Source organism: Nocardiopsis coralliicola, from assembly GCF_054779695.1.
Window position 1 is genome coordinate 193,318 of sequence record NZ_BAAGXT010000005.1, and the last position, 13,241, is coordinate 206,558.

13 protein-coding genes are annotated in these 13,241 nt (G+C 71.1%); 5 read left to right on the forward strand and 8 right to left on the reverse strand.

From position 1 onward, the window contains the following. Window positions 1-51: 51 nt before the first annotated feature. Window positions 52-453, forward strand: coding sequence for a winged helix-turn-helix transcriptional regulator (locus ACYVGT_RS06490; protein ID WP_460855500.1), 402 nt, complete (start codon window positions 52-54; stop codon window positions 451-453). A gap of 4 nt (window positions 454-457) precedes the next feature. Next, window positions 458-1,198 carry an AAA family ATPase gene (locus ACYVGT_RS06495; RefSeq protein WP_460855501.1) on the forward strand — a complete coding sequence of 247 codons (741 nt, stop codon included), beginning with the start codon at window positions 458-460 and terminating at the stop codon, window positions 1,196-1,198. A 15-nt stretch (window positions 1,199-1,213) separates the two neighbouring features. Here ACYVGT_RS06495 and ACYVGT_RS06500 read toward each other — a convergent pair whose 3' ends face one another. From ACYVGT_RS06500 to ACYVGT_RS06515, 4 genes are read right to left on the reverse strand one after another with little or no spacing between them, the layout of a single operon-like run. Then, a complete protein-coding gene (locus ACYVGT_RS06500; RefSeq protein ID WP_460855502.1) occupies window positions 1,214-1,474 on the reverse strand; it encodes a DUF397 domain-containing protein in 261 nt (86 codons plus the stop codon). 52 nt (window positions 1,475-1,526) lie between these two features. Further along, window positions 1,527-1,991: an NUDIX domain-containing protein gene (locus tag ACYVGT_RS06505; protein ID WP_460855503.1), complete on the reverse strand. Its 465-nt coding sequence runs from the start codon at window positions 1,989-1,991 to the stop codon at window positions 1,527-1,529. Next, window positions 1,949-2,140, reverse strand: coding sequence for a DUF397 domain-containing protein (locus tag ACYVGT_RS06510; RefSeq protein WP_460855504.1), 192 nt, complete (start codon window positions 2,138-2,140; stop codon window positions 1,949-1,951). Before ACYVGT_RS06510 ends, ACYVGT_RS06505 begins: the two co-directional genes overlap by 43 nt. Window positions 2,141-2,165: 25 nt before the next feature. Next, window positions 2,166-3,011, reverse strand: a complete 846-nt coding sequence (locus ACYVGT_RS06515) for a helix-turn-helix domain-containing protein (protein ID WP_460855505.1) — start codon at window positions 3,009-3,011, stop codon at window positions 2,166-2,168. 185 nt (window positions 3,012-3,196) lie between these two features. Between ACYVGT_RS06515 and ACYVGT_RS06520 the strand changes: the two genes are divergently transcribed. Beyond that, a complete protein-coding gene (locus ACYVGT_RS06520) occupies window positions 3,197-3,712 on the forward strand; it encodes an ATP-binding protein (RefSeq protein WP_460855506.1) in 516 nt (171 codons plus the stop codon). 246 nt (window positions 3,713-3,958) lie between these two features. Here ACYVGT_RS06520 and ACYVGT_RS06525 read toward each other — a convergent pair whose 3' ends face one another. Both ACYVGT_RS06525 and ACYVGT_RS06530 read right to left on the reverse strand, forming a co-directional pair. Then, the gene (locus ACYVGT_RS06525; protein ID WP_460855507.1) at window positions 3,959-5,119 is read right to left on the reverse strand and encodes a glycerol dehydrogenase; all 1,161 of its coding nucleotides are present in this window, start codon (window positions 5,117-5,119) and stop codon (window positions 3,959-3,961) included. Between the two features lie 124 nt (window positions 5,120-5,243). Further along, entirely contained in the window at window positions 5,244-6,761 is a 1,518-nt protein-coding gene (locus ACYVGT_RS06530) for an MFS transporter (protein WP_460855508.1), read from the reverse strand. Window positions 6,762-6,847: 86 nt separating this feature from the next. Here ACYVGT_RS06530 and ACYVGT_RS06535 point away from each other — a divergent pair, with 86 nt between their 5' ends. Beyond that, window positions 6,848-7,456, forward strand: a complete 609-nt coding sequence (locus tag ACYVGT_RS06535) for a TetR/AcrR family transcriptional regulator (RefSeq protein ID WP_460855509.1) — start codon at window positions 6,848-6,850, stop codon at window positions 7,454-7,456. An 845-nt stretch (window positions 7,457-8,301) separates the two neighbouring features. Here the strand turns inward: ACYVGT_RS06535 and ACYVGT_RS06540 are convergent. Further along, a complete protein-coding gene (locus ACYVGT_RS06540) occupies window positions 8,302-9,609 on the reverse strand; it encodes a lipase family protein (RefSeq protein ID WP_460855510.1) in 1,308 nt (435 codons plus the stop codon). Window positions 9,610-9,865: 256 nt separating this feature from the next. On the opposite strand from ACYVGT_RS06540, the gene ACYVGT_RS06545 reads away from it, so the two are divergent. Beyond that, complete coding sequence (locus tag ACYVGT_RS06545; protein ID WP_460855511.1) at window positions 9,866-11,086, forward strand: helix-turn-helix domain-containing protein; 1,221 nt, start codon at window positions 9,866-9,868, stop codon at window positions 11,084-11,086. A 46-nt stretch (window positions 11,087-11,132) separates the two neighbouring features. On the opposite strand, the gene ACYVGT_RS06550 is transcribed toward ACYVGT_RS06545, so the two are convergent. Continuing rightward, window positions 11,133-13,022, reverse strand: a complete 1,890-nt coding sequence (locus ACYVGT_RS06550) for a YncE family protein (protein WP_460855512.1) — start codon at window positions 13,020-13,022, stop codon at window positions 11,133-11,135. Window positions 13,023-13,241 lie beyond the last annotated feature (219 nt).

A 13,241-nucleotide genomic window follows, 5' to 3' on the forward strand; every position in this document is an offset into this window, starting at 1 on the left:
AGAGTGTTCGGCGACTGGGAAGAACGCACTTTTTCGTGACTGGGGAACCCGATGGTGACCAAGCAGGTCAGCGGAGTGGACGGCGCGGAAATCGATCTGCCCGCCAACGCCGACCTCCGCCGCGCGGACTCGCTCGCGCGCGAGATCTTCTCCGACATCGCGAACAAGTGGGCGCTGCTGATCATCGAGGCGCTGGGCGACCGCACGCTGCGCTTCAGCGAGCTGCGCACCGAGGTCCAGGGCATCAGCCACAAGATGCTCACCCAGAACCTGCGCATGCTGGAGCGCAACGGCCTGGCGGACCGGACCGTGCACCCCACTGTGCCGCCCCGGGTCGAGTACACGCTCACCCCGCCGGGCCGGGCGCTGCGCGCCGCCGTCGACACCATCTGCGACTGGACCCAGGACAACCTGGAGCACATCGAGGACTCCCGCGCCCAGTTCGGGGCGTGACAGCGTGTTCGTTCAAGGCATCGACATCCCTGCAGGGCTCGATACTCCGGACGTAACCGAGTGGCCCTACTCGGTGCCGGCCGTCGGCTCCCTGCTCTCCGAACCGCTGGAGTTCCGGGCGCCGGTGACGTTGCTCGTGGGGGAGAACGGGTCGGGCAAGTCGACGCTCGTGGAGGCGATCGCAGAAGCCTACGGACTGGATGCGCGCGGCGGCAGAGCCGGGCGCAAGTACGCCAACAACCGCGCCAAGACTCCTTTGGGCGAGCGGCTGCGGCTGGACCTGACCGTTCGCGGCGCCCGGCAGATGAGTTCCGGGCGCCGAGGACGCAAGGGCTACTTCCTCCGCGCCGAAACCACCTTCGGCCTCGCCGAGGCGGTCTCGGGGATGAACGGCTACTGGGATGAGAACCTCGCCGAGTACAGCCACGGCGAGGGGTTTCTGATCATCCTCCAGAACAGGTTCGACGAGCCCGGTCTCTACCTGATGGACGAGCCCGAAGCCGCGCTGTCGTTCCTGTCGTGCCTGCGCCTGGTCGGGCTCATGCATGACCTCGCCCAGTCCGGATCGCAGATCATCTGTGCCACGCACAGCCCGATTCTGTCCGCACTTCCGGGCGCCGACCTGATCGAGCTCGGCGACCTCGGTGCGCGCCGGGCCAAGTGGGATGAGCTGGAGACGGTCGACCACTGGCGCCGCTACCTGGCCAACCCCGACCTCTACCTGCGCCATATCGTCGGCCCATGACCGTCGAGTACTGAGTCAGAAGGAGTCGCGCTTCGCGGAGTCGACGAAGGCGCGCCACTCGGAGGTGGGGAAGAGCAGGGCGCCGAGCCCGCGGTTCTTGGTGTCGCGGACGGCGCTCAGGTGGGCGGCGTCGGCAACCTCGACGCACTGCCCCCCGTTCTGGGAGTAGCTGGACGTGCGCCATGAATCTGGTGGCGGTACCAGAGCCGCCTCGACGCAGTGGTTGCTGTCAGGAGCGGTGTAACTGGACGTGTTCCAGTGCTGAGACAACGGCATCGAAGGGCTCCTTCCGCGTCGACCGGTACCTACCCCGCGCCAAACCGCGGCCTTAGTCGAGGAGTTCGTGGCCGTCGTGGGCGCGGATGGCGGGGGTTCCGGGGACTTCGGTGAGGGCGTCGAGGATGCGGCAGGCGTAGGCGGGCAGCATGCGGTCCTCGATTTCGGCGAGGGAGAGCCAGGCGACTTCGGTCGACTCGTCGGACGGCCGCGGCGCGCCGGCGACGGGTGTGCAGCGGAAGACCAGGGCGACGATGCCGCGCTTCATGTTCTTGTAGACGCCGGTCAGGCGGTCGACGTGCACGTGGACGCCGGTCTCTTCGAGGACTTCCCGGCGGACGCCGGAGGCGAGGTCTTCCTCGAGTTCGAGGATGCCGCCCGGCGGCTCCCAGTGGCCGTTGTCGGCGCGGCGGATCGCGAGAGCGCGGCCGTGGGCGTCGACGACCGCGCCCGCGACGGAGACGGAGTGCTGAGTCAGAAGGAGTCGCGCTTCGCGGAGTCGACGAAGGCGCGCCACTCGGAGGACGAGAAGTGCAGGGCCCCGAGGCCGCGGTTCTTGGTGTCGCGGACGGCGCTCATGTGGGGGGCGTCGGCAACTTCAACGCAGTTGTTGCTGTCGGGAGCGGTGTAGCTGGACGTGCGCCACGCAGCCGTGGTCAGGTCCATCGGGTCCTCGCTTCGGTGGTGGGCGTCAGTCAGCGAGCGCGCCTTCAAGGAAAGCCGCCGAGTCCTCGGCAGACAGTGCGGTTCCCTGCATGCGGCTGAAGATCAGCCTATGGCGGGCGATCTCCTCTTCATCTTCCAGGTAGAAGCCGTCCCCGCGCGACTCAATGTAGACAACACTGCCGGCGATGCTGCCTCCGTCGAACCCGAGCAGGACGAAGGGGATGGAGCTTCCGGCGTGCGCTCCTGCAGAGAAGGGGACGACCTGGATCTGGATGTTGGGACGCTCGGCGAGCTGGAGCAAGTGTCCGATCTGCTCACGCATGACTTCGCGCCCTCCGACCTCCCGGCGGACGGCCGACTCGTCGATGACAGTCATGATCGTTGGCGGCTTCGGCCTTGCGAGCACAGACTCCTGCCGTTCAAGGCGGATATCGAGGCGCTGCTCAATCTCCGCCTTCGGAATCCCGACCGCTCGATCGAGGAGTTCCGCGATGTAAGCGCGTGTCTGAAAAAGACCAGGAACCAGCCCGATACTGAACTCCTGGATGAGGTCGGCTTCCGCCTCCAGCCCCACGAACGCACCGGGGAGCACGTCCTTGTACTGGTACCACCACGGCAAGTTCTTGCGGGAGTCCCGGGCGATCTGGATCAGCTCATCAGCCTCGGCCCTCTCGGCCTCGTAGAGCTGGCACAGAGCCATGACGTCGCCGGCTTTGACGCGCTGAAAGTCTCCGGCTTCGAGCCGTTGGAGCTTCGCCCTGCTCCAGCCGAGCGACTTCCAGACGTCGTCCTGTGAGAGGCCCGCGGCGCGACGCATGCGCCTGAGCTGAATGATCAGGTGCCGCCGCCTGACCGGCATGCCACCCGGCATTGGGCCTCCTCACGTGATGTTTCAATCCGGCGATCGTAGTACTCCCGGCCCCAGAAGCGCGCGAAAACGAATTTGATGCACATATAGAACGATGCTCTTGTGAAACGAGGCGGCCTCATTTATGTTGTCGTTCACTCTCAGCGTTCGTGTACTCACGAACGAGGAAACTCCCTCGGGGGCACAGCATGGCCACCACACCCAGGAGTCCGATCTCCGCCGAATTCCACCCCACGCGGTGGGAGCCGCGGGCCTACGCCGGAGGGCTTGACCAGGCGTCGCGGGTGCGCAAGCACATCCGGACCGACCTGAGCGGGTTCCCGGACGACACCGTCGACACCGTCCAGCTCTGCTGCTCCGAGCTGTTCGCCAACGCCGTCAACTACACCGCGTCCGGTGCCGAAGGCGGCGAAGTCGTCCGCCGCCTCTGCCGCCCGCACCCCGACCAGCTCCGTCTGGAGATCACCGACGGCGGCTGGACCGACCGCCGCCCCACCGTCCCGATCCACCGCACCTCAACCGAGTGGGCCGGCGCCGAGGGCCAGCGCGGCCTCCTCCTCGTCGCCTCCTGCGCCACCGCCTGGGGCTACCTCCCGGTCATCGCCCACCCCGGCTTCAACCTGGGCCTGCGCGTCTGGGCCGAATTCCCCCTCGACGCCCGCGCCGCCCCGACCCTCGACCGCTACATCTTCACCGCCGGATGACAGGACAACGATCGCCATGGCCGCTCTGACCGCCCTGCCCCTGAAAAGCCCCTGCCGCCAACCGCACCGGACCCGCCGCGCCCGCCGATCTCGCAGCTACACCGCCCTCCGATCCGCCACCGGCCGCCGCCCGACCACGCTCCGCCTGCCCCCGCTGCCCTGGCTGCGAACTCCCTGCCCCATCCTGGTGCGCACCTTCGCACTGGACATCCGCATCGCGTAGCTGCCGCCCTCAAACAGGCAGGGTCAGTGCTTCGGCGGCTGCGGCTCGCCGAGCCCTTCGCGGGCGCGGGCCCTGCGGCCGACCCCCTCGACGGCGCGCAGAGCGTCGCGGACATCGCGGTGCGACGGGCTGAACGGCAGGTTGTGGATCGTCTCTCCGGGCGCCATCGCACCCTCCACCACCCGGTCCAACACGGCGTCGTCGGCATCCCCGAGCCCCGCTTCTGTCAGCGTCACCGGCAGTCCGACGCGGGCCGTGAACGCCGCGAAGTCATCGACCTCGCTGGTGGCGGCCCCCTCAAGCAGCAGCTGCGTCAGCGAGCCGATGTTGACCTTCTGCCCGTGCACCAGCCCGTGGGTCTGCTCCACGGCGGTCAGCCCGTCGTGGACCGCGTGTGCGGCGGCCAGGCCGCCGGATTCGAAGCCCAGGCCCGACAGCAGCGTCGTGGCCTCGACCACGGATTCCACGTCCGGCGTCACCAGGTTGCGCTCCACCGCGTCCAGCGCGGGCAGCGCCGACTCCCACAGGATGTCCCAGGAGAGCCGTGCCAGGGCGGCGCCGGCGCGGGTGGGCCGGCCGCCGACCATGTTCTCGGCGTCGGTGCCGCGAAGGGAGCGTGCTTCGATCCAGGTGGCGAGGGCATCGCCGACGCCCGCGGCGAGGAACCGCGTGGGCGCCTCCGCGACAAGCTGGGTATCGACGACGACGAGCGCCGGGTTGCGGTCGTAGAAGCGGTACGCCTCGAAGGCGCCCTCGGCCGTATAGACCACGGAGAGCGCGGAGGTGGGCGCGTCGGTGGAGGCCACGGTGGCGGCGCTCACCCAGGGAACGCCCGCGTTGTCGCCGGCGGCCTTGGCAGCGTCGATGGCAGCGCCTCCGCCGAGGCCGACCACGACCTCGTGCCCGCCCTCGCCGATCACCCGCGCGACGCGTTCGGATTCGGCCGCGGTGGGCACGCCGCCGAACCGCTCGAATGTGAGGCGGACGCCAGCGTCGGCGAACGAGTGCTCAAGGGTGTCGCCGACAAGTTCGCGCACGAAGTCGTCGCCGAGGACGAGTGCGCTGCTGCCCAGGAGGCCGACCCGCTCGCCCAGGTGGGCCATTGCTCCACGCCCCTGGACGTACCGGTCCGGCGAGGCGAAGACGAACGCTGCGCGGTCACCGTTGTGCTTTGCACTGCTCATGGCTGTCCCCTGTGGCATGTCGGCTGCGGTCCCCACCCGTTCCCCTGGCCGCAGCCGCCCCCACTGAAACATGGCGCGCCGGACCTCTGCCGAGCCTTTGCCCGTCCATCCGCGGTGCGCGTGCTCACCCGTCGCCGGTGTCCCGCAGGAACACGACGGCGCCGACGGCGACTGCGACCAGGAGGACCGCGCCGCCGATGCCGGCCCAGACGAAGCCTTCGGTGAACGCCGCCTGGGCGCGGGCCACCAGTTCCGGACCGACCGTCTCGGCTTCCGCCAGCGCACCTTCCAGGCTCTCCAGCGCGCCGGCCGGGACGCCGTCGGTGCCCGACGCCGCCATCCGGCTCCGGTACAAGGCCGTGCCGACGCTGCCGAGCACCGCGATCCCGGCCGCCACCCCGAACTCGGCCGCCGTCTCCTCCAGCGCCGAGGCCGAACCGGCCCGCTCCTGGGGCGCGGACCCGACCACCAGGTCGGCGCCGAGCACTGTGGCCGGACCCATGCCGAGGAACGCCAGCGTGACGCCGGCCTGCAGCAGCAGGAAGTCCGCCGACGCGGGGTCGGCCTTCCCTGGTATGGCAGTGGCGGCCACCAGCAGCAGGCCGGCGACCGCGACCGCGAGGCCGCCGGCGGAGACCGTGCCCGGCTGCGCGCGGCGGGCCAGCGCGGGTGCCGACAGCGACCCGACCAGGAGCCCGGCCGCCGAGGGCGCCATCCAGATGCCGGCCCACAGCGGCGAGAAGCCCGCCACCTGCTGCAGGTAGGCGGAGAAGAGGAACTGCAGCCCGCCGAAGACGAACAGCACCAGCGCGATCAGGAGCAGCGCGGCACTGAACGCACGGCTGCGGAACAGGGAGAGGTCCAGCAGCGGGTCGGCGATCGCGCGCTGCCGGCGCAGGAACACCCAGCCGACGGCCACTCCGGCTGCGGCCGCGCCCAGGGTGAGCGGGGTGAGGCCGTCGGTCGCGGCGTGCTTGACCGCGTAGATGACGCCCAGCACCGCGACCAGCGAGAGCGCGACGCTGACCAGGTCGAGCGGGGCGCGGGAGGTCGGATCGCGGTACTCGGGCAGCAGGAACGGGCCGGCGATCATCAGCAGCACCAGGAACGGGACCCCGATGAGGAGAGTGGAACCCCACCAGAAGAACTGCAGCAGCGCGCCGCTGAGCAGCGGGCCCAGGGCGATGCCCACCGAGAGCGAGGTGGCCCAGACGGCGATCGCGGAGGTGCGCTGCCGGGCGTCGTGGAACATGCTGCGGATCAGGGAAAGCGTGGACGGCATGATCGTCGCCCCCGCCACACCCATCAGGCCGCGGGTGAGGATCGCGGTCTCCGGCGTGGGTGCGAAGGCCGCCGCGATCGACGCCACCGAGAATGCGGCCGCGCCGATCAGCAGCAGCCGGCGCCGCCCGATCCGGTCGCCCAGGGTGCCCATGGTGATGAGGAAGCCGGCCACGAGGAAGCCGTAGATGTCGGTGATCCACAGCCGCTGGGCCGCGTCCGCACCGAGTTGCGCGCCCAGTTCCGGCTGGGCCAGGAACAGCACCGTCGTGTTGATGCCGACCAGCAGTGTCGGCAGCGCCAGCACCGCGAGCCCGAGCCATTCCCGCGGGCCGGCCCGGTGGGCCGTGGGGGTTGCCATCCGCTCCTCCTCCATAGAACACCTCCGAATAGAACGGTCACTCTAGCGAGACTAGAGCGATCGTTCTATCCAGTAAAATCGGGCGCATGGACTCGCCGACGGAGAAACCGGCACCCACCCGCGACCGGATCCTGCAGGCCGCCTCGGTACTGCTGCGCAGGCAGGGCTACGACGGCACCGGCGTGAAGCAGATCGCCCGGGATGCGGAGGCGACGCTCGGCTCGCTCTACCACTTCTTCCCGGACGGCAAGGAGCAGCTCGCGGCCGAGGCCCTCCGCGGCGACGCCGAGCACTACGCCGATCTGCTGCGGAACGGAATGGCAGCCTCGGCCGACCCGGCCGACGGAATCGCGGCCTTCGCGCACCTCCTCGCCGACGAGCTGCGCACCTGCGACTGGTGGGCCTCCTGCCTCGCCTCGGCCGCCGCCCTGGAGCAGGTCGGCCGCCAGTCACTGCTCCAGCAGGGCTACGCCGAGGCGCAGGACACCTGGCGCGACATCATCGCCGACCGCCTCCGCGCCGCCGGCGTCGCCGACGCCCCCGCCGACGACGCGGCCTGCTTCGCCCTCAGCGCCCTCGAAGGCGCCGAAGTCCAGTCCCGCGCCACCCGCAACGACAGTCCCCTCCGAAGCGCCGCCACCCACCTCGCCGCCCTCTTCGCCGCACTGCCGCGGGAGGGGGCGGCGGATCAGTGATGTCCGCTGCTTCCCCTCGGGCGGCGGCTCCGGGGGGGGGAAGAGTAGAGAGGACGGCTTCGCGGGCAGTCTTCCCCCGCCCCTTCAGGACCCGTGCGGCCAAGGGCGGTGCTGGTCGCGCGGCGGGGTTCACGGCGTTGCAGCAAGGGGGCTTCGCCGGCAGTCTTTCCGCTCTGTCCCGCCGCTTCAGGACTCGCGTGCGACCAGAGTTTCTGCAGTTCACGGGGCGGGCGCGGGTGACGCAAATGCGGCAACGACGGCGGAGCTGAGGGGGCTCGGCTGGTCGGCCGGGCGGCGCCCTGGTCGCGTGGCGGGGGTGGGGGGCAAACGGCAGTAAATCGGAAACTGCAACGGGGATTCCTGCAAACCCCACCCAAGCAGAAGAGGTCTTTCCTCCCTACCGGCTCTGCTTGCAGTGTCCGTTTTCCTGGCATTTGTCCCCCACTCGCGGCCCGTCGCCGCCCGGCCACCCGCCTGAGGCGCCGCCCGGCTCTGCCGTTGCTGTCGCTTTTACGCCTGTCCGACGCAAAGAACACCGGAAAAGCCGGCTACCGAGAAGCGGGAGCCTGCGGTCTCACCCGCGCCCGCCCCGTGACCAGTAGAGACTCTGGTTGCACAGGGGGCTTGAAGTGGTGGGACAGCGGAAAGTCTGCCGGCGAAGCCGTCCGGTGCCGTAAGCCCCGCCCCGCGAACAACAGAAACACTGGCCGCACACCTCCCCGAAGCGCGGAACAGAGCGGAGCGACTGCCGGAGAATCCGCCCTTGCTGTTCAGGGCAGGCAAAAGCCGGCACGGAACAGTGTCCGTGCCGGCCGTGGCGGGTCAGCCGATCCCGATCGTGCGGGTCAGCAGGTGCTCTCGGCGGGTTGGCCGTCGAGGCGGTCGGCGAGCCAGCTCTGGGCCTTGCCGGAGTCGGCGAGGAAGCTGGTCAGGTGGGGTCCGGAGAAGGTGCGCTGCCACTGCACGCTGGCACCGGCGGCGCAGAAGTCGTCGCGCAGCTCCTCGCCCTGGCCGATCGGGATCACGTCGTCGCCGCGCGAGTGGTACAGGTACACCGGAGCCTCCGGCGCGGTCGCGCCGGGCCTGTTCTCCTCCAGGCGGGCCTGCCACTCGGGCGTACCGATCAGGTCGCTGGTAACCGTGTCCTCCATGGTCATCCCCATGCCGGCCGGCAGCGCCTCGACCATGCAGCCGTCGACCGACGCGTCCATGAGCTTGCGGCCCCGGTCGGTCAGATGCTCCTCAAGCGAGAGCTCCGGGTACGCCTCCGCGAAGCCGTAGGCGGTGAAGCCGACGAACGCGAAGTACAGGCTGCCGTCCAGGTTCTCCGCCACCTGTGTCAGATCGGCCGGCACGCCGCCCGCGGCCACTCCGGCCAGCGGCAGCTCCGGCGCGTAGTCGGGCTGCAGCTGGGCCGCCCACGCCGAGGCGCCGCCGCCCTGCGAGAAGCCGGTGATGCCCATCGGCGCCTCGGCGGAGACGTCCGCCTCCTCCAGCCGGGTCGCGGCGCGCAGCGCGTCGAGCACCGCGTTGCCCTGCGACTGGCCCACCATGTAGGTGTGCGGCCGGTCGATGCCAAGGCCTTCATAGTCGGTGACGACGAGCGCGTGGCCCCGGTCGATCACGCTCTTCATGCTGGCGGCCTCGTAGTCGAGGCCCTGCGGCAGGCCGACGGACGGAGCGCAGTGCGACCCCAGCCCGTGCGTGCCGATCGCGTAGGACACCAGCGGCCGCTCACCCTCGCCCTCCCACGGGTCGGTGGGCACCAGCACCGTGCCGCTGACCGGCATCGGCTCGCCCGTCGCGTCGGTGGACAGGTACATGACCTTCCAGACGTCGGCGTCGAACTCGCCGATGCCCAGCGGCGCCGTGAACGCCTTGCTCGGCTCGGCGGCGATGATGTCGCCGGGTTCGCCGTCGGGCAGCGGGTCGGGCGGCGTGTAGAAGTCGTCCTGGGCTTCCGGCGAGTCCGGCTCGGGGTGGTCCAGCTCGTCCCAGAGTTCCAGCGCCTCGCGGGTCTCCTGCTCGGTGGCGCCCGGAACGTCGGGCACGTCGGGCGGGACGGGGTCCGCGGCCGCCTGCGCCGGCTGCAGGAGGACCGCGCCGAGGACACCGGCCGCGCCCGCCGCCACCGCCTTCCAGGTTCGCGTCATGGGGGTGCTCCACTCCGTAGGGGGACGGATACCCTCTGACTCTCGCCCGGACGTGATCCACGGCACTACGTCCGCCACTGAGCAATCCCCCGGAGGACACGCTCACCCAGCGACAGGCCGCCGGCTCCGCGCCACGTCAGCCCGGCTGCGGGCGGCCCGCGCGGCGGGGCGCCGGTTTCCGCCGGTGAGGGCGGGGAATCTGTTGCCCAGTGCTGCCGCACCCGCGGAGCTCCCCCCTGACACCCCCTGAGTGCACATGAAGGCCCTGGCATCCCTGCCCCCGGAACTCGCCGACCGCCTGCGCGCCCACGCCGCGTCGATGACCGAGATGGCTGCTGCGCAGATCCACGAGGACGTACCCGAGTACCTCCGGCCGGGCAATCCGGCCTACCTGGCGTCCACCCGGGCCGCCGTCCGCGACGCCCTGGACGCCTTCCTCGACCGGGTCGGCACCGACGCTCCGCCGCCGCCCGGGCTGCGCGAGCGGTTCCGCCGCGTCGGCGCGGGCGAGGCGCGCGAAGGGCGTTCACTGGACAGCCTGCAGACCGCGATGCGGACCGCGGTCGTGACCATCTGGCGGCGGATCACCGCCGAGCACGAGGGGCAGCCGCCGCTGGTCGACGCCCGGCACGCGGGCCCTGCGGCGGAGGCGCTCTTCCTCTTCCTGGAGGAGATGGCGAGTGCCGCCACCGAGGGATACGACCGGGCGCGGGCCGAGGTGTCCGGCGAACTGGAGCGCCGGCGCTGGCGCCTCACCCACCTGCTGCTGTCCGAGCCGGAGATGTCCCGCCCGATGGCGGCCGACCTCGCCGCCGCCGCGGACTGGCGGCTGCCCGACTCGGTGGCCGTCGCCGTCCTCGCCGGCCCGCAGCGTCCTGGGCTGCCGCCGCAGCTCCCCGGCGACGCCCTGCACGACTTCCAGCGGGCCGAGCCGTGCATCATCGTTCCCGACCCGGACCGGCCGCGGCGCCGCCTGCTGATCGAGCGCGCCCTGCAGGGCCGGACCGCGGTGATCGGGCCGACGGTGGACGTCACCCGCACGCCGGTGTCGCTGGCCCGCGCCGGCGAAGGGCTGCGCCTGATCGAATCGGGCGCGGTGCCGGCGCAGGGCGTCGTCGCGTGGAGCGATCTGCTCGCTCCGCTCCTGCTGCTTCGCAACGAGGCCCTGCTGGGCGAGATGATCCGCACCCGCCTCGCGCCGCTGGCTCCCCTCCGCCCCGCCCAGCGCGAACGCCTCGCCGAAACCCTGCTGCACTGGCTCCAGAACGGCTTCAACGCCGCCCGGGTAGCGGAGCTGCTGCACGTCCACCCGCAGACGGTCCGCTACCGCCTCCGCCAGCTGCACGACCTGTTCGGCGACGCGCTCGACGACCCCGACCGCCGCTTCGAGACCGAGGCCGCGCTGCGCGCCGAACGCCTCGCCTCCCGCGCCGCCCCGGGCACGGACGAGTCCGCGCTGGCCCCGCCCGCCGAGTGACCCGGGTGTGCAGGGGGCCGGTGCAGCGCCCCCTGCAGCCGGTGGATCACTGCGCTGCGAGGACGCCTTCGGCGCGCAGCAGCGCTCCCTGCCGGGTGCTGTAGTAGACGAGGCCGCGCGGCCGGTCCAGCGCCACGCCGCAGATCTGCCCGGAGTCCTGCACCACTGCACGGTGGAACCCCTTGTCGGCGCCGTCCGCGATGGCGACCTCGCGCAGCGTGCGGCCGGACGGGTGGGAGACGTAGGCGCGCTCCGGGCTGCCGCCGATCGCCAGCCGGACGCTCTCGCCCAGGCCGGCCGCGACCTTTTCCGGCTCCCCGCCCGCCGCCTCCGGGTCGATCTCCCACAGTTCACCGAGGTTGTACTGGCCGACGTAGAGCCGGCCGCCGTGCAGCGCCACCCCCGCGGCCCGGGCCACGCTCCACCGGCGCTGCTCCGCGGCCGGCAGACTGGACGTGCCGAAGGCGAGCACGGTGCCGGCGCCGACGTCGGTGGCGTACAGCCGGCCGCTCGCGGAGTCCACGGCGACGCCGTACGCGGCGAAGCCGGAGGCGACCTCGGTCCGCTCCGCCGTGTGGTCGGCCACGCTCAGCGCGACCACCCTCCTGCCGGTGTACTCGGCGATGTACAGCGTGCCGCCGGAGGAGTCCAGGGCGACGTCGTTCGGCTGGGACAGGCCGGTCACCGTCCAGTCGGTGCCGCCGGTGGCGAGGTCCACGCGGTGGACGCTGCCGCCGTTCCGGTCGGCGATGTAGGCCTTCTGCGCCGCAGCGTCGACCGCGAGCCCCTCAGCCCGGCCGAACCCCGACGCGACCTCCTCGGGTGCAGGCCGGAGCGGCTCCGGCTGCTCGTCCGGCTTGTGCAGCGGGTGGTCCTTCTCGTCGAAGTGGAGCTTCTCCAGTTCGAACACCTGGTGCTCGCCGGCGAGCGTGGACACCAGTTCGGCTTCGCCGCGCTGCAGGAACGGCCTGCCCTCGTCGGTCAGGTCGAAGCTGTCGTTCCCGCCGCTCTCGCCGAGCTTCCAGGCGAGCACCGCCGAGTACTCCGGCTCCGCCTCCTGCGGGCCGTTCGGGCGGGTCTCCTTCACTTCGACCGGCTCGGGGTAGTACAGCGCCACCCAACCGCCGAAGGAGATCGGGAACTCGTAGTCGAACCGCCGCACCTGGCGCCGCTGCGTCGCCAACACGTCGACCCGGCTTCCCACTTCGCCGCTGAGCGTGGACGACGTGGAGAAGCCCGTGGTCACCGAGCCGCTCACGGACGCGGTGATCCCCAGCATGAGCTCCGCGGACAGCTCGCCGGTGCCGGTGGCGGTCCCGGTCGCGGTGGTGGTCGACGTCGCCTGCGCCTGGGATTCCACGTCGACGCCCTGGTTGTCCTTGCTGTTCTTGCCGGTGGTCTTCTGCGAGCTCATCATGGCCATGCTCTGCTGGAGCTGGGACTGGAGCGACGCAGTGCTCTTCGCGCCGAACGTGAGCTGCACCTGGCCCTGCAGGGACCAGCTGATGGTGTTGGAGACCGAGAACTCGACCGTGTGCGACCAGGTCGTCGGCGTCGGGTCGGTGCGGTTGACGTAGGTCTGCTTCGACACGACGTCCGGCGGCGGCTGCGCGACGTCGCTCCGCTCGTCGACCAGCGGCACCCCCACGGTCATGTAGGCGCGCCAGCCGCGCGCGTGCGCTGTCGCCCGGTCGGCCGGGTAGTCGCCGAACCGGACCTTGTTCAGCGAGAAGCCGGTCGGGAAGACGGTGCGGTCGCGGCCGTCCGGCCCCTTCCGTTCCGCCTTCCGCTTGAGTTTCTCCCGGTCCCGTTCGAGGATTCCGGCGGCCTTCGCCGCGATATCGAGTTCCTTCATGTTCCTTCCGGTGAGCGGATGGCGGATGAACCGCTCCCCGAGATAGACCGTGCTCACGTTGTTTTCGGTGGGTCCGCCCATGTTCTGCACCTTCCTCGGTTAGGAGAGACCTGTGGTTCCACCGCTGCGCATTCCGGTCAAGCATTTCGGGGCGGGAGAGGGGGTGCGGGCCTTCTCGTTCCCCTACCGCTGCCGGAATGGATTTCGTGCATCGGGTGCGCACCCGCGGGCGGCCGGGAGATCCGGAATCGAACCACTCTGCTCGGCCCGGGCGCGCGGTTGGGGCGAACGGTCGCGCGG